The sequence below is a fragment of the Dactylosporangium thailandense genome, from assembly GCF_059739745.1.
In genome coordinates, this window is the sequence record NZ_AP029195.1 from 4,867,605 (window position 1) to 4,893,684 (window position 26,080).

Consider the following 26,080-nt stretch of genomic DNA (forward strand, 5'->3'; position numbering starts at 1 on the left):
GGCTCCCTTCAATGCGAAGTAGTCGGAGCCGCGAACGCTACGAACGCGGGGCGCGGCGCGAACCCGCAACGCGGGCGAACCGGGGTCCCCCGCACGGCGGACGGCCGGTCATCCGGCGGACGGGTGAGGAACCGGGCGAGCGGCCCGTACCGTCAGGAGGTGCGCAGCAGGTGGCGGGTCGATCTCGGGGTGACCGGCGGGTTCGTGGCGTTCGGGCTCGTCGAGGAGGCCGTGGTACACCCGCCCGGCGCCTGGTGGCCCTACGTCCTCGCCGCCGCGGCGGTGCTCGTCGCGCTGCGGCGCAGCGTCCCGCTCGTCGCGCTGGCCGCCAGCTGCGTGCTCGTCAACGTGGTCGTCATCGACTACCGGCTCTGGCAGCTCGTCGCGATGATCATCGCCGCGTACACGGCCGGCCGGCACGTGCCGGTCGGGCGCAGCGGCTGGCGCGGGTACGCCGGGCTGGCGCTGATGGTGGCGACCTCGCTGTCGTTCTGGCACGTCGACCCGTCCGACCCGATGGCGGCGCTGTTCTTCCCGTGGGGGCCCTGGGCGCTCGGCGTCGCGTTCGCCTACCAGCAGCGTCAGAGCGCCGACGCGGCGGCGGCCCGGGCGGCGATCCGCGAGCAACGGGTCCGCGAGGCGGTCATGGAGGAGCGGGTGCGCATCGCCCGGGAGCTGCACGACATGGTCGCGCACAGCGTCACGGTGATGGTGATCCAGGCGGGCGTCGTGCGGCGGCGGCTCGACGCGGGCCTCGACATCGACGGCGAGCTGCTGCGCAGTATCGAGTCGTCCGGCCGGGACGCCGTCGGTGAGCTGCGGCGCACCCTGGGGCTGCTGCGCGGCGACGACGGCGGGGCCACCGCCGCGCCGGTCGGGCTCGACCGCCTCGAGGAGCTGGTCGCGCAGGTCCGCGAGGCCGGGCTGACGGTGACGCTGCGGCGGGCAGGCGAGGCCGTCCCGCTGCTGCCGGCGGCCGACCTGTCGGCGTACCGAATCATTCAGGAGGCATTGACCAACGTCTTGAAGCACGCCGGGCCCACCCAGGTAACGGTGGAGGTCCGGTATGCCGGCGACGGCGTCCACCTGTCCGTCACCGACAGGGGCGGCGGTGCGCCGGCGCCGGTCGCGGGCGGCGGCCAGGGCCTGATCGGGATGCGGGAGCGGGCGGCGCTGTTCGGCGGCGAGCTCACCGCCGGCCCGCGCCCCGGCGGCGGGTTCGCGGTCCACGCGCGGCTGCCGGTCCAGGTGGCGGTGTCGGCGTGAGCGGTCCGGAGCGCAGCGGCGTGCGCGTGGTGATCGCCGACGACCAGCGCATGGTCCGGGCCGGGCTGCGCATGGTCATCGAGACCGAGCCGGACATGACGGTCGTGGGCGAGGCGAGCGACGGCGTGGAGGCGGTCGCCCTCGCCCGCCGACTGCGCCCCGAGGTGGTGCTCATGGACATCGCCATGCCCCGCCAGGACGGCCTGGAGGCGACCCGCACCCTGCTCGCCGCCCCGGGCGCGCCGCGGATCATCGTGCTCACGACGTTCGACACCGACGAGAACCTCTACAACGCGCTGCGCGCCGGCGCGAGCGGCTTCCTGCTGAAGGTCTCCTCACCGGAGCACCTCATCACCGCGATCCGCGTGGTGGCGGCCGGCGAGGCGCTGCTCGACCCGGCCGTGACCACGCGCGTCATCTCTGCCTTCGCCGGCGCGCCCGGCCCGCAGCCGCCCCCGGAGCTGGCCGACCTGACCCCGCGCGAGACGGACGTGCTGCGCCTGATGGCCCGCGGCCAGTCCAACGCCGAGATCGCCGCCGCCCTGGCCGTCGGCGAGGCGACGGTCAAGACCCACGTGGCCCGGGTCCTGATGAAGCTCAACCTCCGCGACCGCGTGCAGGCCGTCGTCTATGCCTACGAGTCCGGCCTGGTCAAGGCCCGCGGCTAGGGCGAGGCGGGCTCGGCCCGGCTGGCGCAGCAGGACCAGCGCCGCGTTCGAGATGAGGTTGACGGTCGTCTCGGGCCGCGGGAGACCGGCCGTTGGCGGCGATGGCGTAGCCGGGAGCGCGCTGGGCAAGCTTGAGCATGCGGCGCCTCGTCCGTCCGGGCGAGGCGCCGCATGCGGGACCTGCGCGGCTGAGCCCGACCGGGTCAGCCCGCGAGTTGCTTCTTCAGGGCCTCGACGTCGTGGACGTTCGACATCTGCACGAACTTTCCGTCGCGGACCCGGTACATGGCGACCTCGTCGATCTCGATCCGAGCGCCCGTGGGAGCCACCCCGAGCCATTCCTTGGTGGGGGTGCCGTGGTTGACGGAGTGGCAGGCCAGAGTTTCACCGTGGATCACCACCTCCTTGATCTCCCAGTGGATGTCGGGAACCGCGTCGGCGATACCTTTGAGCGCCGCGACGACGTCCGCTCGAGTGGCCGACTGGCCGTGCGAGAGGATGGACTCGCTGACGAACTCGTCCATGCGGTCGAACTCATGCGCGTTGAGCGCATCGCAATAGCGGTCATAGAACTCGCGGATGTTGAAGTCGGACATGACTGCCTTTCTCGCCCGACGTCCGGGCTGTACTCGTGTGCTCGTGGTTCACCTGCAACATCGATACTGCGCCAACGTTGCAGTACGATCCATCGTGCAAAGTCCGAAATTCTTTACGCATCGTCCAGGAGGAGTGCTCGGTGCTCGGTTTTCGGGATCCGGTGGCTGACGCGATCGGTCTGCTCCGGCCCCGCACGGTGATCGGGCCCAGCCTGCGGGCCACGGGAGAGTGGGCGTTGCGCTTCGACCCGTTCCTGCACGTGCGGATCGGCGGCCTCGTGCGCGGCACGTGCTGGTTGATCCTCGAAGGGCACGAGCCGGTGCTCCTGCAGGAGGGTGACACCTTCATGCTGGGCAACCCGCCGCCTTACGTGCTGGCCAGCACGCTCGACGCCAGCCCGCGCCCGGCGGAGCCGGTGTTGGCGGGTGCCGAAGACGGGTTCGTGCGGATCGGCCCGGAGTCCGAGGTGGACCTCTACCTCTGCGTCGGGCACATCGCGTTCGACGACAGCAACGCGGCCCTGCTGACCGATCTTCTGCCGCCGCTCGTGATCGTCCGCGTGGCCGATCCGCACGGCGGGCGGCTCGCGCAGCTGATCGATCTTTTGGCCGCCGAGGTCGGGGTCGCCGCCGCCGGCGGCCCGCTGGTGCAGAACCACCTCGCACAGATCCTGCTCGTGCACATGCTGCGTGCACACGCCGGTCAGACAGACCGGCCCACAGGCTGGCTGGGCGCCCTGAACGAGGACGGCATCGGTGCCGCCCTGCGCGCCGTGCACGCGGACGTGGCCCACTCCTGGAGCCTCAAGGAGCTCGCCGAGATCAGCCACATGTCGCGTTCCGCGTTCGCCCAGGCCTTCAAGAGCCACGTCGGGGTCCCGCCGTTGGAGTACCTGATCCAATGGCGCATGAGCCTCGCGCGCGACGCCCTCGCCCGCGACACGCTGTCGATCTCCGAGCTGGCACGGGCCACGGGCTACCTGTCCGAGAGCGCGTTCAGCACCGCGTTCCGCCGCGTGGTCGGCTCATCGCCCGCACAGTTCCGCAACCAGACACGGCAGCCACCGCACCCGGCCGCGAACGGAAACTGACGCCGACGCGCCCGGCGACTCAGCCGAGGCCGGGTGAGTAGACCCAGGTAACCGGCAGCTGTACGCAGCAGCGCCCCACCGAAGCCTCGGCCGTGATGCTGCGGGTCGACGAACAGATCGGTGAGGACGTTGCCGCCTCCGTCGCGGGCCACCCGGACGGCACCGTTACGCAACAGATGCGACACCTACGCCGGATCGGCGCCCGAACCGGCCTCCGGCTGGCCGACCGCCCGGCTGATCCGGGCAATGGACGCCACGTCCTCGGCCGTGGCCGGCTCGATCACCACCCGTTCCTTCTACCAGATCGGACGAGCGATCGCCTCGACCCCGACGAACACTGCTCCGGGGCGCGGACCGCAGAGGGTCCGCGCCCCGGAGCATCAGCTCAGGCGGCGGTGCAGGTCAGCGTCGGCGTCGAGGCGTTGCCGGTTCCGGTGAAGCCGAACTGCGTCGAGCTGCCGGCCCCGAGCGAGCCGTTGTACGCCAAGTTGCGCACCGTGACGTTCGAGCCGCTGGTGGTGAGCGCACCGTTCCAGAGCTGGGTGATCGACTGGCCGCTCGCGAGCGTCCAGGTCACCGTCCAGCTGCTGATCGGCGATGCCCCCGCGGTGACGGTGACGGCGGCCTGGAATCCGCCCTGCCAGGCGCTGGCGGTCTGGTACGTTGCGCTGCACGCGCCGCCGCCGGACGAGCGGCTCGGGGACGGTGACGCGCTCGGCGAGCGGGACGCCGACGGCGAGGCCGAGGGGGAGCTACTGGAGCGGCTGGCCGACGGTGAGGCGGTCGGGGATCCGGCCGGCGGGTACGGCGCGCTGGCGGCCAGGCTGTAGGCGAGGCCGGCCTGGAAGCTGCCGGCCGTGTAGGCACAGCCGTCGGCCTCGCCGGGCGGCTTGATCCACAGGTACCCGTCGACGTTGGCGTCGCCCGTGTTCAGCGTCGGGTAGTTGCCGATGCGGCGGTCGGTGTTGTCGTCGGCGCACCAGTCGCCGGCCGCCCCACCGTTGCGGCTGGTGTCGATGACCTGGTGCTTGCCGTTGATGCCGCGGCCCTGCAGGTACGAGATGATCGACCGGCCGTAGGAGAGTTCGTTGCCCAGCGGCTGGAAGTTCGAGACGTTCGTGAAGAACCCGTCGGCGTACTGCACGCCGGCGGCGACCAGCCGGGAACCCTGGTCCGAGGCGGAGTTCCAGGCGGAGTGGCCGCCGTCGAGGTACACCTTGGCGTTGGGGTTTGCGGTTTTCAGCGTCTGCACCGCGGTGCTGATCGCCTGGTCGCGCTGCTGGACCTCGCTGCTGCTCAGGCAGGTCTGCAGGGCCAGCGCGTCGGTCTCCATGATGACGATGACGGTCCGGCTGCCGAGACCCCGGGCGTAGCCGGAGATCCATTGCTGGTACTGGTTGAGGTCCGGAGCGCCGCCGGCACTCGCCCCGCCGCAGTCGCGGTTCGGGATCGCGTAGGACGTGAGCACGGGCACCTGGTTCACGGCGTTGGCGGCGCTCACGAACGAGGACACCTCGGACTGCACGGTGGAGACGTTGAAGTTCGCCATCCAGCGCGCCTGCGACTGGCTGGCGACCTTGTCGCGGATGACGGGCATACGCGAGTCGTTCGGGTTCGCCGAGACCCAGCGCACGACCTGCGAGTCAGGGTCGCGGTAGAGGGTGCCGGACAGCGTGCCGGCCGAGGCCGAGCCGGTCACGAACCAGCCGGCGGCGAAGGCGACACAGGCCGCCGCGGCCGCGGCGGCCACGACCCGGCGCCGACGGGGGCGATGTGTGGACACGGAGACTCCTTCAGGTCGTGACATCGATTCACGTCGAGCGGTACGGGATTGGCGCCCATCATCGCCGCCAACCCGCGAACGGTCCACTCCAGCAACCCGTGCAACCGTCCGGCCGTGGCGAGCGCGTGAAACATCCATTTCCGCAGCCCGGCAACCGGCGTCGCCACGACCGCCGGCCAGGAACTGCGCCAGGTCGTTGCGGTCACCCGCATGAGTGACCGCAACGGCCTGACGACCGCCTTTCACGAGCCCGCGCACGCCTGGGGCGCCGCGGCGTGTTGAGACCCTCAGCGCTGCAGCGTCAGCACACCCGGTCGCCACGGCAGCAGGTTGTAGTCACCGCCGGCGCTGGGGTTCTTCCCCTGGTACAGCAACTGCAGGTTGCACGGATCGATGGTCTTGGTCTGGTCGGGGTTGCTGCGGACCAGATCCCCGTGGCTGATGTCGTTGGTCCAACTGGCACCGCTGTTGGCCTTGCCCGCGAAGGGGTTGCTCTCGCTGGCGGCGTTCGGGGTCCACGAGCCGCTCAGGCTGGAGGACGTGAAGGAACGGAAGTACCGCCCCTGGCTGCCGATCGCCTCGACGATCATCAGGTACTGGTTCTGGCCCTGGACCTTGTAAACCTCGACCGCCTCGAAGAGGTTGTACTGCGAGTCGCTCATGACCGTCGTGTAGCTCGACCCGAAGTTGCCGGGGAAGTTGCCGATCGGCATGCTCGCCCGGTAGATGTTGCCGTTGTCACCGGCGAAGAACAGGTACATGTTCTGGCCGTCGCCGATGAGCGTCTGGTCGATGACGCCGGTGCTGGAGTTGGAGATGCTCCCGGTGAACAGCGCCTGCGGTGCGGACCAGCCGTTGGCGTTGGTCGGATCGCTGGAGGTCTTGTAGTTGAAGGCGTTCGGACCCCACTGGTAGGCCAGCACCCAGATGTTCTTCGGGGCGAAGTAGAACAACGTGGGCGCGACCGTGGCCTGACCCATCCCGGTCTGCGTGGCCGAGGCCATGTCGGACCAGTTCGTGAAGGTGCTGAAGTTCATGGAGCCGTACGACCCGCCGCTGGAGACGTTGGATCCGTAGACCAGGTGCTTGCCGTTGTAGACGACGTTTGTGAAGTCCTTGAGTGACACCCACCCGTTCGCCGGGCTGGCCAGCGCACCCGTCGACGACCAGCGGTACGACGTCGGCAGCGGGCACGACCCGCCCGGGGACTGCGACGGCGACGACGGGGGCGGCGACGTGGGTCCACCGAGCGAAACGAGCTTGAACTGCTGGTTGGCCTGCCCGTTGCAGTCGTAGAGCTGGACCTGCTGGCCGTTGCCGGTGCCCCACACGTCCAGGCAGCGCCCGGACTGCACGCCGGTGATCGTGCCGTTGGCGTTGACGTTCCACTGCTGGTTGGCCCCGCCGTTGCAGTCCCAGATGATGATGGCCGTGCCGTTGGCGGTGGCCGCACCGTTGGCGTCGAGGCACTTGCCGCCGTACACCTGCAGCTGTTTGCTGGACGTGTAGGTCCACTGCTGGTTCGACTGTCCGTGGCAGTCGTACAGCTGCACCCGGGTGCCGTTGCTCTGGGTCGCGTTGGGCACGTCGATGCACCGGCCGGACTGCGATCCCACGATCTCGTTGGTGCCGCCAGGAGTGTTCGGGGAGGTGTTCGGGGAGGTGCTCGTCGTGGGCGAGGTGGTCGGGCCGGCGGCGTTGAGGGCGTTGAGGACCGAGGTGTAGGCGGCCTTCTTGTTGCCGCCGCCGTCGAACAGCAGCGGGCTCTCACCGGAGCGCCACGAGTCGCTGTCCCGCACGCCCCACACGGTGATGCCGACGCAGCGCGGCACGTTCATGCAGGCCTGGGTCAGCCCGGCGTACTGCGACGTCGACGCGTTGGTGACGTCGACCTCGGTCAGCGCCACGTCCACACCGAGCGCGGCGAAGCTCGACAACGTCGTCTGGAAGTTCGACGGCAGCGAACTGCCCCCGGTGAAGTGCGTCTGCAACCCGACGCAGTCGATCGGCACACCGCGGGACTTGAAGTCCCGGATCATGTTGTACACGCCCTGCGTCTTGCCGTACGACCAGTTCTCGATGTTGTAGTCGTTGTAGCACAGCTTGACGTTCGGGTCCGCAGTGCGGGCCGTCCGGAACGCCACCTCGATCCAGTCGTTACCGGTCGCCTGCAAGTTGGACTGCCGGCGGCTGCCGTCCTCGTTGAACGCCTCGTTCACCACGTCCCAGTACGCCAGCTTGCCCTTGTAGTGGGCCATCACCCCGTTGATGTGGTCGATCATCGCCTGCCGGAGATTGGAGCCGGACAGGCTCTGCATCCACCCGGGCTGCTGGCCGTGCCAGGCCAGGGTGTGGCCTCGCACCTTCATGCCGCGCTGCGTCGCCCAGTTGTAGATCTGGTCGCCGGCACTGAAATTGAACTGACCACGCTGCGGTTCCGTGGCATCGGGCTTCATCTCGTTCTCGGCCGTGATCATGTTGAACTCACGCCCGGCGATCGTGGTGTACGTCGAGTCGCCGAGCCGGCCCGCGGCGATCGCCGTGCCGAAGTACCGCCCGGACTGCGCGGCCGCCGCACCGAGCGTGCTCGCGGCGGCGCTCGCCGACGGCATCATCACCGCGGCCGCACCCACCACCACGACACCGACCAAACCGGCGATGGTCGCTCGGATGCCGAGTGATCGTTTCCGCCGAGCCCCGCCACGACGGGCGGAGGGTTTTTCAGCCACGCTGGCCTCCTGACTTCCGGTAAACAACCGATCGCGTGAGCGCTCACACACTCGTCGCCGGCGATGCCGAGCAACCGCTTACGCCCAGATTCGCGAGGCTGCCAGACCCCTTCGGAACATTCAAGTACACCGACCATTGTCTCGACCCAGAGGTCGCACATTGACGCACGTCCTGGCACTTGAGAGCGGCTGCGCATCGTTTGAAAACCGCCGGCCGCGGTACGCAAATTTCAATGACGACTCGGCCGGCGATGCATTCATAACAGTTTTCGGATGCCAATATATTGCCGTTTGAAAAGCCGAGATTCTCCAGTACTTCACGGGCGGAGGTCCCCGCGAAAATTTCATGACCCGGCCGCAAATTTCGATGCGCAGGCTCCTCGCCCGAGCCCAAGCGATCACGCCGGGGCAGAGCGCGGCGGCCGGGGGCCGTCAGCGTCAGTGCCGTCTCCGCACGAGATTGCCGCCGACCCGATTGTCCATACACTGATCCGGTGAATCGGGCCGGCGCATGATTGCGCTGATCTGGACGGCGATCGTCGCCCGCCGGGTGGTGTCCACCGGCATGTTCCTGCTCGCCGCGCTCCTCAGCACCGGGCTGAGCCTCGTGCCCTGGTACGCGCACCGCGCCACCGACACCGCCGCGACCGCACGCATCGCGGCGACCCCGCCGGACGGCCGGACCGTCTCGGCGACCGGCACGGTGGCGGTCGACCTGGCCGGCGAGACGGTCATGCAGACGTTCGCAGCCACCGCCCAGCGGGCCCTGGCGCTGCCGGTCGACGGTCAGGCGGTCGGCGTCGAGCTCGCCGGCACGGTCTCCGCCGGCGAACAGCACCTGCCCATGCCGCTGCGCTACCGCGAAGGGTTCTGCGCCAGCGCCGTCATCGACGGGCACTGTCCACAAGCGACCGGCGACGTCATCCTCAGCACCCAGAGCGCCGAACGGCTGGGTGTGCGCGTCGGCGACCGGCTCGAGGTGACCGTCGGCCCGGCCTCGGCGCGGCGGCCGCTCCGGCTGGCCGGCACCTATCACCCGGCCGACCCGCTGTCCTGGTACTGGACCACCGCCGGCGACGCCGCTTGGACGACCTTCGACACCGTGGCCACCGCCGGGGCCACGGTCCGGGCCACCTTCGACGCGATGCTCAGCCCCCAGGTGTTCACCCGCGGCGGCGACCTCACGGCCGCCGTGGACCGGATGCGTCGCGTCCCGCTCCAGGTCAGCACGACCGGCGGGGCTCTCGCCGAGCGGATCGCCGCCGACCGGCAGGTCGTGATGCGCGGCGTGTGGCTGGCGGCGGCCCAGCTGGCCGTCATCGGCTGGATCGCGATGGCGGTCGCCGCGCGGTACGCCGCCGAGGAGCACCGGTCCGACGTCGCACAACTCGCGCTGCGGGGTGCCCGGCGCTGGCGGCTGGTCGCGGCTACCAGCGGGCAGACCGGAGTGCCGATCGCGGCCGGGACGGCGGCCGGCGCGCTCATCGGGGTGCTCGCCGACGGGCCGGACCGGCTGCCGATCGCCGGTGGTGTCCTGGCCGCCGGCCTGGCCGCCGCGGTCCTGGCCGACTGGCGGACCACCGGGCTGCCGGTCGAACGGCTCCTGCACGCCGCCGCTGCGCGGCCGCCGCGGCTCGGCGCCGCCGTCGTCGAGGTCTGCGTGCTCGGGCTCGCCGCGGCGAGCATCTACCAGACCCTCGCCACCAGCAGGCCCATCGGCGTACAGCTGCTCGCCCCGGGCATGCTCGCCGCGTCGGCGGCGGTCCTCGCGGGCCGGATCCTGGTGCCCGCGGCGACGGCCGTGGGCCGTTCGGCGCTCGTCAACGGGCGGGTCGCGGCCGGATTCGGCGCGCTGCTCCTGGCCCGGCGTTCATCGGCGTACCGCATGCTGCCCCTGCTCACCGCGGCCGGCTGCCTTTTCGGGCTGGCGGGGCAGCACTGGGCCGAGGCGAGTGATGCCCGGCACCACCGGTCCGCGGTCGAGGCCGGCGGCCAGCGGGTCCTCACCGTCGCACCCGGCGACCGGGTCCGCCTGCTCAACGCCGTCCGCGCCGCCGACCCGGGCGGACGGCAGGCGATGGCCGTCGTCGCCGGATCCGGCCCGGGCGGCGTGCCGGTGCTCGCGGTCGACTCGCCCCGGCTGCCGTACGTGCTCGCCGCCCCGGCATCGCTGGACACCAGCCGGCTGCGGCCACCGGCACCGCCACCGATCACGTTCTCCGGCACCAGCCTCACCTTGATGGCGAGCGTGCCGGCCGCCGACGATCTGCCCGACGCGGGCGCCGACCCACCGGCAGGGCCGCCGGTGCTGCTGGCCACGCTCGTCGTCGCGGCCACCGGCGCCCCGGTGACCGCCCGGTTCACCCCCGTCGACGGCGGGCGCGGCCCGGCCGGCGCGAGCGTGCCCGACTGCCGCTCCGGCTGCCGGCTCGTCTCGTTCGAACTCCTCAGCGGGCGCGCGGTCGAACTGCGGCAGCTCGACACCGACGGCAAGACCGTGATCACGCCGGCCGTCTTCGCCGACGCCGGCCGCTGGCGCACCGGCGCCGGCAACATCGCCGCGACGATCAGCATGCGCTCGTACGACGGGCGCCTCGCGCTCGCCACCGTCCCGGCCGGCCTGTCGAAACTGCCGGTCGACGACCGGCTCTACGTCGTCGACGCGCCCGTGCCGCTGCCGGCCGCGGTCGCCGGACGGCTGCCGCCGACCGATACGCGGGGCACCGGCACCATCGACCCCTTCGGCAGCCGGGCCGTGCCCGTCGAGCCGATCGCCGCGCCGCTGCTGCCGGGGGCCGGCACACACGGAATCCTCGTCGATCTCGAGTACGCCGATCGGGTCGCCGGCGGCGCGCCGCGAGCCGAACGGCAGCAGGTCTGGCTCTCCCCCGGCGCGCCGGCCGACGTGCTCGACCGGCTCCGCGACGCTGGGCTGACGATCGTGGCCGAGGACTCGGTCGGCGCGGCCGACGCCCGGCAGGCCCGGTTCGGCCCCGCCGCCGCGGCCCGCTTCGGCGTGCTGATGAGCGGGGCCGGGTTGCTGGCCGCCGCGATCGCGCTGCTGGTCATCGCGGCCGTCCAGCGCCGGGCCCGCGCCGAGGAGTTCCAGGCGCTGCGCCGCCAGGGCGTGCCGGCTCGCGCGCTGCGCGCCGCGGGCCGCTGGGCGGCGCTGGTCCCGGCCGCGCTGGCCGCGCTGACCGGCGCACTGGCCGCCGCCGTGGCCCGGGCGATCACCCATCCGCCCATACCGGTGTTCACCGATGCCTGGCCGGCCTCGGCCGGCACCCACAGCGCGGCGGCGCTGGCCCTGCTCAGCGCCACGGCGGTCGTCGTGGCGCTGTTCGGCGGGTGCGCGCTGGCCCCGCAGTACCAAGGCCGGAGGCGCGCATGGCGGCGTTGATGCTCGCGATGCTGCGCGCCCGGCACGGCCAGGCGCTGGCACTGTGGCTCCTCGCGGTGCTGGCCACGGCCGCAGCGGTGGCAGCGCCGGTCTACCAGACGTCGATCGACCGGGCGGTGGTCGCCGGCGAGGTCCGGCATGCCGCCGGCGCCGAGCGCACGATCTGGGTGTCGGCGCCGGTCCAGCGGGCCTCGGGCGGTGCCATGCCCGAGGACTTCGAGCGACTCGCCGCCGAGAAGGTCCAGCTCAGCGGGTTCGTCAGCGTCTTCAGCACCGAGTTCCTGGCGATGCCGGCCGGCCAGGACCGCGCCGGCAGCGACCAGGTCCGCCGCGTCGCGTTCCGTGAGGATCTGTGCGCGCAGGTCGTCGTCGTGGCCGGGCGGTGCCTGATGGGCGGCGGCGAGACGGTCCTCAGCGAGGCGGTCGCCGCACGGCTCGGGCTCGCCGTCGGCGACCGGGTGAGCGACCAGGCCGCCACCTTCGACAGCGCGAGCAACGTGTTCGTCCCCGCCGGCGGCCCGTGGACGATGACGGTGGTCGGGCTGGTCCGGCCGCGCGACCCGGCCGACCTGTACTGGGGGCACGGCACCCGCAGCGAGCAGGACTACCAGAACGATCCGATGTACGTCGCGCGCAACACCCTGGCCGGCATCGACCACCCGCGCGAGCTGCAGTCGTTCGAGGCCCACGCGACCGACGGCGCGATCACCGTCGAACGGCTCCCGGCGCTGCGCGGCTGGCTCGCCGAAGCCCAGAACGACGAGGCCGGACGCGTCAGCGTCAGCACCGCGCTGCCCGACCTGCTCGACCGCATCGATCGCAGCCGCGAGCAGGCCCACGAGGTCATGCCGCTGGCCGCGATCCCCGTCGTCGTCCTCGCCTGGGCGGTGATCCTGCTCGCGGTCGCCGGCGTCGCCCGCGCGAACCGCTACGAGTTCGGCGTCGTCGCGCTGCGGGGTGTGCCCAGGCGGGTCCTCTGGTGGCTCGCGGCGGGCGGGACGACGCTGGCCGTGCTCGCCGGTGCCCCGGTCGGCGTGCTCCTGGGCCGGCTGATCGTCGGCGCGGTCGCCCCCGCACCGGCCCGCATGGACGCCGCCGTGCTGCCCTACGCCGGCATCGCCGTCCTGGGGTCGCTGCTCGCCGGCGTGGCCGTCCAGGTGCGCACCGTCCGGGCACCGGTCGTCGAACTGCTGCGGGACGTGGACCGCAACACCACCCGGGCGCGGACACTGGTTGTGGAGACGCTCCTCGTCCTGCTCGCCGGTGCCGCGATCCTGCAGCGGCGCAGCGGTGTGCTGACCGGCGTCACGCTCATCGCCCCGGCCCTGGTCATCGCCGGGCTGGCGCTGCTCGCGGCCCGCCTGCTCCGGCCGCTGTCGGCCCGGCTGGCCGGGCGGTACCTGCGCCGCGGTGCCCTGGTCGCCGCGCTCACCGCGTTCCGGCTGGCCCGGCGCCCGGCCGCGCACCGGCTGCTGGTCCTGCTCGTCGTGGCGTTCGGCTCATTCGGCTTCGCCGGTCTCGCGACGGTGGTCGCCGACCGCGATCAGCGGTACCGGGCCGAGCTGACACTCGGCGCGCCGACCGTCCTGTTGATCGACCAGACCACCCGGACGCACCTGCTGCGGGCCACCAGGGCGGCGGACCCGGACGGCCGTTACGCGATGGCGGCCGTGCCGATCCCGGCCGTCAGCACGACCTTGCCGTCCTCCCTCGCGGTCGACTCGGCGCGGCTCGCCGCGGTGGCGTACTGGCCCGCCGACTACTCGCCCGAACCGGTGTCGGCGCTCGCGTCCCGGCTCCGGCCGGCGGCCGGCCCCGGTGTCACGCTGACCGGCGCCACCGTCGACGCCGACCTGACCGCCGTCGACCTCGCAGGCAAGCCGGCCACGCTGACGGCGCTCGTCGCGCCGGCCGGCGGCGTCCAGCGAGTCCAGATCGACTTCGGGTCGATCGCGCTCGGCCGGCACATCTACACCGCCCCAGCGCCGGCCTGCGCTGCCGGTTGCCGGCTCGTCTCGATGCAGGTCGGGCTGCCGACCTACGTCGGAGCACCGGCCCGGCTCACGCTGCATACCATCCAGGGGCAGCCGTTCGGCGCCGGCTGGCGGATGCCACCCGGCGCGAGCGCCGCCGTCGCCGGCGGCGGCCTCGAGGTCACGCTGCCGCCGTCACCGCGCCGCGAGGCCGGCAGTCTCCTCCCGCCGGACGTCCCGGCCGCCCTCGCGCTGGTGTCGACCGGCCCGCTTCCACCCGACGGGGTCTACGCCGCGTTCGACGGCACGGTCGGCGGGACCGTCGTCGGGCACGCCGACCGGCTGCCCCGGCTCGGGCGGCGCGGCGCGCTCGTGGATCTGGAGGCGGCCGACCGGGCGTCGACCGACTCCGACCTCACCGGCCGCGGTGAGGTGTGGCTCGCCCGCGACGCCCCGGCATCGATCACCGAGGCACTCACCGCGGCGGGGCTGAGGATCGTCGGCCGGCGCACCGTCGCCGACGAACGCGCGGTCCTGGGCCGGGCCGGTTCGGCCCTTGCCCTGCGGTTCTTCCTGCTCGCCGGGGCACTCTCGGTGCTGCTCGGCGTCGCGGGCCTGGCCGTCACGACGGCAACCGCGCCTCGCGCGGAGCTGGCCGCCCTGCGTGTCCAGGGCCTGCCGGCTCGCGTGACGCGCCGCGTGGCGTGGTGGTCGCCGGCGGCCCTCGTCATCGCCGCGGTGCCGATCGGCGCCGCCTGCGCCGCGATCACCTGGCTGCTCATCGGGACCGCGATACCGCAGTGACGCGCCCGGACCGGACGGGCGGGCCGCGGGCCGACCGGGTGCTTGGCGCCTTCTCGGCGACCAGACATCAGATGTCTCTATAGTGAGCAGCGGTGGACAGGGCGTGCGCGAGGGAGAGACGGTGGCACTGACCGACGAGGCGATCACCAAGATCCGGGCGATGATCCAGAGCGGGGAGCTGCCGCCCGGCTCGCGGCTGCCGCCGGAACCACAGCTCGCCACGCAGATGGGGCTGTCGCGCAGCGGCGTCCGCGAGGCGGTGAAGGCCCTCGAATCAGCCCGGGTCCTCGATGTCCGCCGCGGTGACGGGACCTACGTCACCAGCCTGGCGCCGCGCCTGCTGCTGGAGGGCCTCGGACTGGCGGTCGAGCTGCTGCAGGACGACACACTGCTGGAGGTGATGGAGGTCCGCCGGATGCTGGAGCCGGTCGCCACCGGCCTGGCGGCGGTGCGCCTGTCCGACGGACAGCTCGACGAGCTCGGCGGGATCCTCGACGACATGCGCGCCGCCGCCGACGACCACGAGAAGCTCATCCACTTCGACACCGCGTTTCACCGCACCGTCATCGCCGCCACCGGGAACGAGACCCTGACCACCCTGATGGACGGCCTGTCCAGCCGCACGCTGCGGGCGCGGGTGTGGCGCGGGCTGATCGAGGGCAACTCCGCGCACACCACCATCGAGGAGCACGACGCGATCTACCGGGCGCTGCGCGCCCGGGACCAGCTGCTGGCGCAGGCCAGCGCCCTGCTGCACGTCAACACCTCGGAGGCGTGGCTGCGCGCGGTGCTGGCGGATCGGGCGTCGAACGAGCCGGCCTGATCCGATCCGCCAGGCCGTAGATCCGCGTCGCCGTGCCGGCGTAGATCTCGCCGAGCTGCGCCGCCGGCAGGGCCGGCAACGCCCCGGCCAGCGCATCGCGCACGCCGTGATAGCTGGAGGCGAGCAGGCACACCGGCCAGTCGGAGCCAAACATCAGACGTTCTGGTCCGAATTCCCGCACGGCGGCCGCGACGAACGGGACGAGATCGTCGGCGGTCCAGCCCGGGGCCGCCTCGGTGACCATCCCGGACAGCTTGGCCGTGACGTTGGGCTGGGCGGCCAACGCGGCGAACGGCTCCCGCCACGACCGCAGCCCGGCCTCGCCCGCGCCGATGCGGGGCTTGCCGAGATGGTCCAGCACGAACCGGAGTTCGCCGACCGCCGCCGCGGCCCGGGCGGCGGCGGGCAGCTGGTCGGCCCGGATGACGAGGTCGAACACCAGCCCGGCGGCGCCGACCGCGGCGAGGCCGCGCCGGACCTCGGGGCGGTCGAGGTAGCCGGGATCGGCTTCGCCCTGCACCTGCGCGCGCACGCCGACGAGCAGCTCGCCGCCGTCCAACCGGCGGTAGCGCTCCACGGTCTCCGTCACGTCAGCGGCCGCGATGTCGATCCACGCCACGACGCCCGCGATCGGCTCGGTGTCTGTGGCGAGGGCCAGCAGGTCCGCCGCCTCGTCCGGGTGGCACCGCCCACCCTCGACGAGCACGGTGGCGTCCACGCCGTTGGCATCGAGCTCGGCGATCAGATCGGCGGCGCCGAACGGCCGCCGGATCCGCTCCAGGCCGGGCTCGTCCAGCCATTGATAGCCGCGCTCCGACTGCCAGAGGTGGTGATGAGCGTCGATGATCATGCCGCCTCCCCGATCGCCCACGCCGGGCCGTCCGGGAACCGGTACGCGGCCAGCGATGCCGGCACGATCTGCGCGCTCATGCCGGGCGCCGTCGGTGCGGCGTACCGGCCGCCCTGGATCCGCACCGGGTCGGTGAAGTGCTCGTGCAGGTGGTCGACGTACTCGATGAAGCGGTTCTCGGTGGTGCCGCTCACCGCCGCATAGTCGAACAGGGCCAGATGCTGCACCAGCTCGCACAGCCCGACCCCGCCGGCATGGGGGCAGACCGGCACCCCGAACTTGGCGGCCAGCAAGAGAATCGCGAGGTTTTCGTTGACGCCGCCGACCCGGCACGCGTCGATCTGCACCACGTCCACGGCGCCCGCCTGCAGGAGCTGCTTGAACATCACCGCGTTGTGCACGTGCTCACCGGTGGCCACCTTGATCGGCGCCAGGGCCCGCCGGACGGCGGCGTGGCCGAGCACGTCGTCGGGCGACGTGGGTTCCTCGATCCAGTACGGATCGAACCCGCGCAGCTCCCGCATCCACCGGATGGCGTCCGGCACGCCCCAGATCTGGTTGGCGTCGACGGCGATGCGGATCGCCGGCCCGACGGCCCGGCGGGCGATACCCATCCGGCGTACGTCGTCGGCGAGATTGCCGCCGACCTTCAATTTGATCAGCTGATACCCGGCCTCGACCGCCTCGACGCAGAGCCGTTCGAGCTTCGCATCGTCGTACCCGAGCCAGCCCGGCGTCGTGGTGTAGGCGGGATACCCCTCGTCGAGCAGCAGCCGCTCCCGTTCCGGCCGGCCCGCGGCGCCGGTCCGCAGCAATTGCAGCGCCTCGTCCTCGGTGAGCGCGTCACGCAGGTACCGGAAGTCGATCTGCGCGACCAGAGCCTCCGGTGACAGTCCCGCCAGCAGTTGCCACAGCGGCCTACCGGCCCGGCGCGCGGCCAGGTCCCACACGGCGTTGACGAGCCCGCCGGCGGCCATGTGGACGACGCCCTTCTCGGGGCCGAGCCAGCGGATCTGGCTGTCGCCGATCAGCTGCCGGGCCAGGCCGCCGGGGTCGGCGACGATCTCGTCGACGGCCCGCCCGGTCACCATGGTGGCCAGTGACCGTACGGCCGCCACCTGGATCTCCGTGCCGCGACCGACGGTGAACACCAGCCCGTGGCCCTGGGCACCGGCGGTGGTGTGCAGGACGACGTAGGCCGCGGAGTAGTCCGGAAACGGGTTCATCGCGTCGGATCCGTCGCGGTGCCGCGACGTCGGGAACCGCACATCGAGGACGTCGACGGACGAGATGCGTTCAGTCACGATGCTCCTGACATAGGGCCGCGCTGCGGGCGGTCAGTTCTGGGCCTTGCCGCCGGTCAGCCGTGAGACCACGAGGGCCACGAGGATGACGGCGCCGTTGAAGAAGTTCGTCCACTGGGCGGGCACGCCGGCCAGCGTCAGGACGTTGAGGATCAGGAACAGCAGGAGGACGCCGGTGAAAGCGCCGAAGAGCGTGCCCTTGCCCCCGTTGAGACTGACGCCGCCGATGACGGCGGCGGCGAACACCTGGAAGATGGCGCCGCTGCCCTGGGCCGCCGGTACCGCGGCCAGCCGCCCGCTGATGAGCAGCCCCGCGAGCGCCGCGAGGGCACCCGCCACGATGAGCGTGAGCCAGAGGATCCGGTCGGTGCGGATGCCCGCCGCCCGGGCCGCGTCGGCGTTGCCACCGATCGCGTAGAGCGCCCGGCCCGGGCGGGTGAAACCGAGCACGACGATGCCGATCGCGAACAGCGACAGCGACACCCACACCGAGGCCGGCACACCGAGCCAGACCGTGGAGCCGAGGTACGTCATCGACTCCGGCAGCGCGAAGAACGTCTTGCCGCCCGAGATACCGGTCAGCAGGCCACGCAGGACGATGAGCATGCCCAGCGTGACGATGAAGCCGTTGAGGCCGAACCGGACGATGAGCAGCCCGTTGAACGCGCCGACCAGCGCGCCGATGACGAGCACGACCGGCATGGCCAGCGCCGGCGGCAGCACGTGGACCCCGAGGCCGTGCGTGACGGCCGGATCGACGATGAGCCAGGCGGCGACCCCCGGCGCGAGACCGAACGTCGATTCCAGCGAGAGGTCCATCTTGCCGGTGATGAGCACGATGGTCTCGGCCAGCACCACGATCGAGATCTCCGACATGCTCTGCAGCACGTTGATGATGTTGTCCGAGCTGAGGAACACGGGATTGACGATGAAGCCGACGATCGCGACCACGACGATCGCCGGTATCAGCGCCACGTCCCGGAGGCGGGCGATCGCCGGCGGCCGGCGCGGGGAGTGAGATGGTGCGACGGGCGGCCGCTCGGTGCCGGCCGGGAGCGTGGTGTCGGTGGGGAGTGCGTCAGGCATGGTCGAGTTCGACCCCCTCCATCGCGGCAACGAGTTCGTGGTCGGTCCAGCCGTACGGTTTCTCGCCGATGACCCGCCCCTGGAACATCACCAGCACCCGGTCGCAGATGCGCAGGTCATCGAGATCGTCCGAGACGACCAGCACGGTGGTACCGCGCTGCCGGGCATCGTCCACGGCGGTCAGCAGGGTCTGCTTGGAGCGCACGTCGACGCCGGCGGTCGGCGTGATGAGGACCAGCAGCCTCGGCGCACCGGCCAACGCCCGGCCCAGGACGACCTTCTGCTGATTGCCTCCGGAAAGCTCGGCGGCGGGCACCTGCGGCCCGTCCGCCTTGATGGTCAGCTCGCCGATGATCCGCCGGGTCAGCCCGTCACGGCGGGCCGGGGAGAGCAGCCCGTACCGCCGGATGCGGCCGGGCACCGCCATCGTCACGTTCTCGGCGATGCTCAGCAGCGGGACCAGACCCTCCCGGTGCCGGTCCTGCGGCACGAGGCCGACGCCGGCGTCGAGGGCATCCGGGACGCTGCCCGGCCGCAGCGTCCGGCCGTCCACCGCGACGCTGCCCGAGGCGGGACGGGTCAGACCCGCAATCGCCTCGGCCACCTCGACCTTGCCGCTGCTGCCGCCGCCGGCGATCCCGACGACCTCCCCGGCGGTCGCGTCCAGCGACAGCTCGGCGCCGGAGTGCGTGCGCAGCTGCCGCACGCGGAGCCGGACCGCGGCGCCGGTGTCACGGGGCCGGGGCGCCGCCGTGGGCAGGCTGACGTCCTCACCGGTCATCGCCGACACCAGCGCCTGACGGTCGAGCTCGGCCACCGGCGCGGTGCGGATGTGCCGGGCGTCGCGCAGGACGGTCACCCGGTCACAGAGCTGGTAGACCTCCTGGAGATGGTGGCTGATGAACAGGAACGTCACGCCCTGTTCGCGCAGCGCCCGGAGGCGCTCGAAAAGCCGGAGGATGCCGGCCGCGTCGAGCTGCGCGGTCGGCTCGTCCAGGATGATGAACCGCGCTCCGAACGACAGCGCTCGCGCGATCTCCACGAACTGCCGCTGCTCCACCGACAGCGTCCCCGCCGGCCGGCGGACATCGACGTCGACGGACCATTCGGCCAGCAGCCGCTCGGCGTCGCGGTGCAGTGCCCGCCATCGGATCAGCCGGTCGGGCCCGCGGGCGTGCCGGTTGAGAAACAGGTTCTCGGCAACGGTCAGCGCCGGGATGATCGTCGACTTCTGGTACACGCACGCGACCAGCTGCCGCCACGCCTGCCGGTCGCCGAGCGGCGGCGCGGGCCGCCCGTGGAAGGCCACCGAGCCCGCGTCCGGGGCCTGCAACCCGGTCAGGATGCTGACCAGCGTCGACTTCCCGGCCCCGTTGCGCCCCACGAGGGCGTGCGCTTCGCCGGGCCGCACGACGATGCCGGCGTCGGCGAGCGCGACCGTCGAGCCGAATCGCTTGGTGATGTGCACGGCCTCGACGACGGGTGCGCCGCCCGGCCGCGGTCCGGTGGAGCTCATGCGTTGTTGCCCCACAACGACTTGTCGTCGAACCTCACCGTCGGCCGGCCGCCGATCGTGGCGCCGTCCAGCGTCACCAGCGGGGCCGCCAGCTGGTCCTCGAGGACACCGTCGCGGACCTGGATGATGGTGCTGCCGTGATCGGTCGGGCCCGGCTGGAACGTCTTGCCCTCGATGGCCGCCTTGACGTAGTAGAGCCCGTATTTGGCGAACAGGTCGGCCGGCTGGCTGACCGTGGCGTCGATCAGGCCGTCCTTGATGTCCTTGAGCTCTTCGGGGATGCCGTCGTTCGACACGATGAAGACGTGCTTGGGGTCGGTCGGCGGCACCTGGAGGCCGCGCTGCCGGAGGATCTGCAGCGTCCCCGACAGGGCGAACGACGACTCCATGTAGATGCCCTTGACGTCCGGGTCGGAGGTCAGCCGCGTCTGGAGTTTCGTCGCGGCGACGTCGCCCTTCCAGTCCGTCGCCTCACCGAAGACGGTGATGCCGGGGTAGTCCTGCTTCATGCACTCGTTGAAGGCCTCGGTTCGGTCCCGGCCGTTGATCGAGTCCAGGCCGCCCTGCAGCATGACGACCTTGCCCTTGCCGCCGAGCTTCGTGCCGAGGAAATGGCAGGCGTTCGTGCCGTAGGCGCGGTTGTCGGCTCGCACGACCATGAAGACCTTGCCGCTGTCCGGGCGGGTGTCGATGGTGACGACCGGGATCTTCTTGGTGGCCAGCTGCTGCAGCGTGGGGGCGATCGCGGCCGTGTCCTGCGGGGCCATCACCACGCCCTTGACGCCCTGGCTCTGAAACGTCTGGACGTTGGAGATCAGGGTGGCGATGTCGTTCTGCGAGTTCGTCGTCTTGAGCTCGACGCCGAGCTCCTTCGCCGACTGCGGCACGTACTTGATGTAGGAGTTCCAGAAGTCCGTGTCGGAGCGGGGATAGTCCACGCCGATCAGGGGCGCGGATCCACCCCCGTCCGGCGATGCGGCGTGCTTGCCGCAGGCAGCGGTGAGCGAGACGGTGCTCAGCACCACCGTCAGGCTCAGTCCCAGTAGCGCGTTGCGGTTCACCGGGTCTCCTTGGTCGTGGGAACGCTCGATGCCGCAGCGCGGCCGCCGGCGTCGGACCGGCTGCACGGCGCGCTCGGGGGGTGCGTCGAGCACGCGGATGCCGGGGTGTCGGCCGCTGGCAGGCGGGGCCGCGCTGGAGGGGTGTGCATGTCGTCACCGGCGCCCGGCGGCGACATTCATCAGATGTCTTTATAGATCCGACGTGCGCCGATGTCCAGAGTGCGGGGAGATTTGGCCGACCAACCGACTACACATCTGATGTTTCGGTGTCGCGCGGCCCCGGGGCCGATCCGGGCGTGACATGGCGGTGGCCGCCGCGGGAAGGCGGCGGCCACCGGCCGGATCACAGGAGCACCTCGATGTCAGGCTCGGGACCACTGCTGGTTCGCGGCGCCGCCGCAGTCCCAGATCTGCACCCGCGTGCCGTTTGCCGTGCCGTTGCCGCTCACGTCAAGACACCTGTTCGCGCCGACCGCCGTGATCGTGCCGTTGCTGTTGAGCCGGAACTGCTGGTTCGTCTGGCCGTTGCAGTCCCAGATCTCCACGGCGGTGCCGTTGGCGGTGCCGCGGCCGAGCACGTCGAGGCACTTGGCCCCGTTGTAGACCCGCAGCTCACCGGCGGCAGTCGCGGTGAACTGCTGGTTGGCGCCGCCATTGCAGTCCCAGATCTCGGCCAGGGCTCCGTTGGCCGTCGACGCGCCGGTGATGTCCAGGCACCGGCCCGATGCCTGGCCACGCAGCGTGAAGGCACCGCCGCCGGTGCTGCCGCCGGAGACGCCGGCCGCGGCCATGACGGCGCGGGCGCCGCTGGGCCAGTTCCCGCCGCTGACGACGACCGTGCCGCTGTTGGTGTTGCCGCGCGAGCCGGTCGTGACGTTCGTCGTGCTGCTCGTGGTCCAGTTGTTCGTCAGCGTCAGGTTGCCGGTGTTGTTGTTCGCCCAGGCCTGGGTGTACGCCCAGGTGCCGACGTTCTCGAGGACGTTGTTCGACGCCGACACGTACCGCGAGCCCTCGTCGAAGTACATGCCGAGCCAGCCGTTGGTGTTACGGAAGTAGTTCTGGTCGACGGTCGTCCCCGGGCTGGCCGAGAGGTGGTAGAACGCGCCGCCGTCGGTCATCTGCTGCACCACGTCGTGGACGAAGTTCGCGGTGACATGGTTGTTCGCCGCGACGGTGGCGGTGGTGTACCGCGGCTGATAGTTGTAGAGCCCGCGGTCGATGTAGTCCTGGCTGCCGCCGGGATCGTTGGAGCCCCAGCCGTAGCCCAGTGCGATGCCGGTGTACGGCAGGTTGTAGACCTCGTTGTGGGCGATCGACGACCCGGCCGTGTAGGTCATGAGCACGCCGGCATGGCTGCGGTACTCGATCGCCACGTCATGGATGACGTTGTTGCTGATCGTGATGCCACTGTTCGTCATGCGCGAGTCGCTGGGGTGGTGCGCGTCGGCCTGCACGCCGCCGACGACGATCCCTCCGGCCGAGAGCGAGTCGAACGTGTTGCCGGTGACGGTGACGTTCGAAGCGCCGAGGCCGACGCCGGTGGCGTGCGCGTTGGCGTCGTTGCCGATGCCGAGCCCGACCTGGCCGAGGTTGGTGAACCGGTTGCCGGTGAACGTGATGGCGCTGGCCGCCGAGACCTGCACCGCGGCCGGCATCTGCCGCCACCCGGGCCGTGTGGCCTCGAACAGCGGACAGCCCGACTGGCACGACGTCAGGGCGTCACCCGGCCGGCTCAGGTTGCCGAAGAGGTAGGCGCCGGTCTGCTGGTCGGCGTAGCCCTGGCCGGTGCTGGGCTGCAGCCAGCTGGTGTTGGCGAACTGCAGGCCGCTGAAGGACAGGTTGTGCGCCGGCGCGGCGTAGCTGCCGCCGACCCGCAGCAACGACTCGAGCCGCGGCAGCTCGACGTCCACCGTGCTCATGTCCTGTCCGGAGAGCGGCTTGTAGTAGAGCACGCCGGCAGCGGTGTCGAGGTACCACTCCCCCGCCGCGTCGAGGAACTCGCGGGCGTTGACGAGGTACAGCGGCCCGGCCCGGAACGGCTTGCTGAGCGTGTCGTAGCCGAAGGTGTTGTTGTTCCACGCGGGCTGCTGCATCGCGATCGTGTTGCCGGCGATCGACTGCACCGGCGCATACCGGTCGGTGAACGAGTCCACCGACTCCACCTCGACCCGGCTCTTGTTCGCCAGGTTGTTGAGGTAGGACAGGGCGCCGTTGGTGAAGCTGAGCCCCGTCGTGGAGATCGTGAAGTCGCCCCGGTTGACCTGTGTGCGGGCCCGGGTGGCGATGCGCCCGTCGACGTAGAGTTGCCGGCTGTCGACGCCGGTGCCGACGTTCGCCTTCCAGATGTTCTGCCCGGAGTCGGCCAGCGTCCAGCCGGTGACCCGCTGCCCGCCGGAGATGACGGGCCGGGCCCCGGACGCGGCCTGCCAGGACACCGTGTATCCGTTGGCCCCGGAGTCCGCGGCGGTGAACGTCAGCGGTGTGCCGAGGGTGTACGTACCGCCGGCGAGCTGCACGACGATGTCCCCGCTCATCGACGGAGCGGCGGAGCGGACCGCGGCCTGGGCCTGCGTCAGCGAGCAGGGTTGCGCGGCGGTACACGATGTGCCGGAGCCCGTCGGCGACACCGACAGGGTGGTCATGACGGCGGCCGAAGCCGGTGCCGTCGGGCCGGTGAGACCCCCGGCAACGACGAGCGCCGCGGCGACCAGAACGGCTCGTACTCTGGACATGTCAGCTCCTGGTCCACAGCTGGTTGCTGCCGTTGTTGCACGTCCACAGGATCACCGGGGTGCTGTTGGCCGTCCCGGCACCGCTCGCGTCGAGGCACAGGCCGGACTGCACGCCGGTGACGGTGCCGTCGGCGTTGACGTTCCACTGCTGGTTGGCCTGGCCGTTGCAGTCCCAGATGACGACCCTGGTGCCGGGGGTCGTTGCCGCGCCCTCGGCGTCGAGGCACTTGGAGCCGTACACCTGCAGCTGTTTGCCGCCGGTGAGCGTCCATTGCTGGTTCGCACCGCCGTTGCAGTCCCACAGCGCCAGCCGGGTGCCGTTGGTCTGTGCCTGGGACGGGACGTCGAGGCAGCGGCCCGCGTTGAGGTTGCGCAGCGGGGCCGTGGCGCCGCCGGAGCCGCCGGGGCCGGCCACGACGGAGAGATTGTCGAACTGGGCGGTCTCGCCCTGGCTGGTGCCGAAGCCGACCTGGCCCGAGCCGTAGGCGCCGTCGGTGACGGTGCCGACCGTGGTGCCGTCGACGGCCGCGGTGATCGTGCTGCCCGAGAAGCCGAGCGCCAGACTGTGCCAGCGGTTCAGGCCCAGCGCCGCGACCGTACCGCTGCGAAGGGTTGTGAGGTTGCCGCCGCTGCTGTTGCGCAGGATCGACCAGGCGCCGGCGTCGGTGACGCGCAGGTAGTAGGCGTTCTGGTTGCCGATCGGGTCGAGGTTCTGGCTGCCGACCCGGCCCTCGAGCTGGACGTAGCCGGACTTCTCCAGCAGCGCGTCGGCGGAGACGGTGTAGTTGGCCCAGGACAGGTTGCCGCCGTAGGTGCTCGGCTCGGCGAGGGTCTTCCAGGTGATCGGCGCCTGGGGCGAGGACTGCCGCAGGCACAGGCCGGAGCGGCCGGCCCCGCACGCGGCCGTCTCGAACGCGCCCTGCATGTCCTGCAGGTATCTGGGCAGCCGGCCGGCGGCGTAGCCGTCGAAGGTGTCGGTGTAGGGCAGCGCCAGCGCGCCCTGGGCGGGGCTGGTCGCGGCGCCCTTGCCCTGTCCGGTCGTGGTGGTGATGGAGTAGAGGTAGCCGGGCTGGACGGTCAGGGAGAACGCGCCCCCGGACGGCGTGATGTCGGTGGCGTGGCGGAACTGATCGGCCGTGTTGCCGGAGTTGAGGTTGGTCGACCAGACGTGGACGGTTCCGGTGGACAGCCCGCCGGTGGTGGTGAAGTTGAGCGTCTGCGCGGCGCTCGCGTCCATGGTCTCGATGATCGTGCTGTAGTCAGTGTTGTTCGTCGACTTCAGGCTGACGTAGCTGCCGTTGTTGCGGTTGCCGCCGATATAGCCGCTGGAGGAGTCGAGGTACTTCCAGCCGGGCGCGGTGAACTGCGTGGTGTGGGCGAGGGCCCAGGCGTCCTTGCCGACGGCGTACCAGCCCGACCACGGCTGGTTGGCCAGCACCAGCCCGACGGTGCTCCACGGCACGTTCGGGGTGATCGCGGCGATGAGGTCCCAGTTGAGGTAGGCGGTCATCTTCCCGTCGATGTAGCCGCGGTTGATACCCCGTGCGAGGGGCTTGGCGCCGTCGTTGTAGTCCTGGGAGCCGCCTTCGCTGTCCCAGAGCGTCTCGCCCGAGTTGAGGGCGTTGGCCGACACCGTGCAGGTGGTCTGGGCGCTGAGGTAGCCGCACGGGTAGTGCCCGCTGAGCACGTCGATGGCGTTGCGCAGGGACGCGTTGCTCGCGACGGCGTTGGCCGGGTTCCAGCTGCCGGGGTAGTCGTCCCCGAAGATGATTTTCACGCCGCTGTACCCGTTGGCGTTGAGCGCGCCGCGCAGGCTGATGGTCCAGGTGGCGTCGGTCCGCTTCTCGTTCTGGGCCGCGGTGAGGTAGTCGATGGTGAGGTTGTGCTGTTTCGCGCAGCCGAGCCACGAGATCAAATAGTCGATCATGTCGGTGGACATGAAGTTGCCGTTGCCGATCCAGCCCGGCGCACCCCAGGCCAGGCCGGCCAGCTTGATGCCGGGGTTGCGGGCCTTGGCCTGCTCCATGATCCACCACTCGTAGCCGCGGTTGCAGTTCAGGTCGCCGCGGAAGTGCGCGTGGCTGGGCTCGGAGCCGCTGGTGGAGTTGGTGTCGCCGCCGATCTCGACCTTGAGGATCTGCAACGCGGCGCCGTAGCCCGGGCTGAACAGGTAGTCGAGGATCTGGCCGCGCTGGGGTTCGGGGTAGTCGATCAGCAGCCGGCTGTTGCCGCCGCCGCCGCTGACCGCGCCGACGCCGTCGAAGGTCCGGCCGCCGGAGCCGCCGTTGACGGTGATGGAGGTCGCGGCCGCGGCCGGCCCGGCGGCCGCTACGACGACGCCGGCCGCGGCCAGCAGCACACCGGCCAGCGCGGCGAGAGGTTTGTTGCGTAGCACGGG

16 protein-coding genes are annotated in these 26,080 nt (G+C 71.5%); 6 read left to right on the plus strand and 10 right to left on the minus strand.

All coding sequences use genetic code 11. The features are described 5' to 3' along the window. The first annotated feature begins 159 nt into the window (after window positions 1-159). Together AC6JBM_RS21120 and AC6JBM_RS21125 are read left to right on the plus strand one after the other, a co-directional pair. Window positions 160-1,266: a sensor histidine kinase gene (locus AC6JBM_RS21120; RefSeq protein WP_497985290.1), complete on the plus strand. Its 1,107-nt coding sequence runs from the start codon at window positions 160-162 to the stop codon at window positions 1,264-1,266. Beyond that, complete coding sequence (locus tag AC6JBM_RS21125) at window positions 1,263-1,934, plus strand: response regulator (protein WP_497985291.1); 672 nt, start codon at window positions 1,263-1,265, stop codon at window positions 1,932-1,934. Before AC6JBM_RS21120 ends, AC6JBM_RS21125 begins: the two co-directional genes overlap by 4 nt. 203 nt (window positions 1,935-2,137) lie before the next feature. Here AC6JBM_RS21125 and AC6JBM_RS21130 read toward each other — a convergent pair whose 3' ends face one another. Next, window positions 2,138-2,530, minus strand: a complete 393-nt coding sequence (locus AC6JBM_RS21130; RefSeq protein ID WP_497985292.1) for an ester cyclase — start codon at window positions 2,528-2,530, stop codon at window positions 2,138-2,140. 77 nt (window positions 2,531-2,607) lie between these two features. Between AC6JBM_RS21130 and AC6JBM_RS21135 the strand changes: the two genes are divergently transcribed. After that, complete coding sequence (locus tag AC6JBM_RS21135; RefSeq protein WP_497985293.1) at window positions 2,608-3,621, plus strand: AraC family transcriptional regulator; 1,014 nt, start codon at window positions 2,608-2,610, stop codon at window positions 3,619-3,621. Between the two features lie 385 nt (window positions 3,622-4,006). Here the strand turns inward: AC6JBM_RS21135 and AC6JBM_RS21140 are convergent, their stop codons facing one another. Both AC6JBM_RS21140 and AC6JBM_RS21145 read right to left on the minus strand, forming a co-directional pair. Next, complete coding sequence (locus AC6JBM_RS21140; RefSeq protein ID WP_497985294.1) at window positions 4,007-5,404, minus strand: glycoside hydrolase family 6 protein; 1,398 nt, start codon at window positions 5,402-5,404, stop codon at window positions 4,007-4,009. A 287-nt stretch (window positions 5,405-5,691) separates the two neighbouring features. Beyond that, window positions 5,692-8,133: a non-reducing end alpha-L-arabinofuranosidase family hydrolase gene (locus AC6JBM_RS21145; RefSeq protein WP_497985295.1), complete on the minus strand. Its 2,442-nt coding sequence runs from the start codon at window positions 8,131-8,133 to the stop codon at window positions 5,692-5,694. A 511-nt stretch (window positions 8,134-8,644) separates the two neighbouring features. On the opposite strand from AC6JBM_RS21145, the gene AC6JBM_RS21150 reads away from it, so the two are divergent. From AC6JBM_RS21150 to AC6JBM_RS21160, 3 genes are all read left to right on the plus strand, one after another. Beyond that, window positions 8,645-11,533 carry an ABC transporter permease family protein gene (locus tag AC6JBM_RS21150; protein ID WP_497985296.1) on the plus strand — a complete coding sequence of 963 codons (2,889 nt, stop codon included), beginning with the start codon at window positions 8,645-8,647 and terminating at the stop codon, window positions 11,531-11,533. Beyond that, entirely contained in the window at window positions 11,521-14,310 is a 2,790-nt protein-coding gene (locus AC6JBM_RS21155; protein ID WP_497985297.1) for an ABC transporter permease family protein, read from the plus strand. Before AC6JBM_RS21150 ends, AC6JBM_RS21155 begins: the two co-directional genes overlap by 13 nt. Before the next feature lie 121 nt (window positions 14,311-14,431). Continuing rightward, window positions 14,432-15,133, plus strand: coding sequence for a FadR/GntR family transcriptional regulator (locus AC6JBM_RS21160; protein ID WP_497985298.1), 702 nt, complete (start codon window positions 14,432-14,434; stop codon window positions 15,131-15,133). On the opposite strand, the gene AC6JBM_RS21165 is transcribed toward AC6JBM_RS21160, so the two are convergent. From AC6JBM_RS21165 to AC6JBM_RS21195, 7 genes are all read right to left on the minus strand, one after another. After that, a complete protein-coding gene (locus AC6JBM_RS21165) occupies window positions 15,069-15,983 on the minus strand; it encodes an amidohydrolase family protein (protein WP_497985299.1) in 915 nt (304 codons plus the stop codon). The two genes, AC6JBM_RS21160 and AC6JBM_RS21165, sit on opposite strands and share 65 nt — an antisense overlap. Continuing rightward, window positions 15,980-17,290, minus strand: coding sequence for an enolase C-terminal domain-like protein (locus AC6JBM_RS21170; RefSeq protein ID WP_497986504.1), 1,311 nt, complete (start codon window positions 17,288-17,290; stop codon window positions 15,980-15,982). Before AC6JBM_RS21170 ends, AC6JBM_RS21165 begins: the two co-directional genes overlap by 4 nt. Window positions 17,291-17,320: 30 nt before the next feature. Beyond that, on the minus strand, window positions 17,321-18,373 hold the full coding sequence (locus AC6JBM_RS21175) for an ABC transporter permease (protein ID WP_350626601.1): 1,053 nt from the start codon (window positions 18,371-18,373) through the stop codon (window positions 17,321-17,323). Next, window positions 18,366-19,889: a sugar ABC transporter ATP-binding protein gene (locus tag AC6JBM_RS21180; protein WP_497985300.1), complete on the minus strand. Its 1,524-nt coding sequence runs from the start codon at window positions 19,887-19,889 to the stop codon at window positions 18,366-18,368. Before AC6JBM_RS21180 ends, AC6JBM_RS21175 begins: the two co-directional genes overlap by 8 nt. After that, the gene (locus AC6JBM_RS21185; RefSeq protein ID WP_497985301.1) at window positions 19,886-20,950 is read right to left on the minus strand and encodes a sugar ABC transporter substrate-binding protein; all 1,065 of its coding nucleotides are present in this window, start codon (window positions 20,948-20,950) and stop codon (window positions 19,886-19,888) included. Before AC6JBM_RS21185 ends, AC6JBM_RS21180 begins: the two co-directional genes overlap by 4 nt. 362 nt (window positions 20,951-21,312) lie before the next feature. Then, window positions 21,313-23,682: an RICIN domain-containing protein gene (locus tag AC6JBM_RS21190; protein WP_497985302.1), complete on the minus strand. Its 2,370-nt coding sequence runs from the start codon at window positions 23,680-23,682 to the stop codon at window positions 21,313-21,315. 1 nt (window position 23,683) lies between these two features. Further along, window positions 23,684-26,077, minus strand: coding sequence for a ricin-type beta-trefoil lectin domain protein (locus tag AC6JBM_RS21195; protein WP_497985303.1), 2,394 nt, complete (start codon window positions 26,075-26,077; stop codon window positions 23,684-23,686). Between the last annotated feature and the right edge of the window lie 3 nt (window positions 26,078-26,080).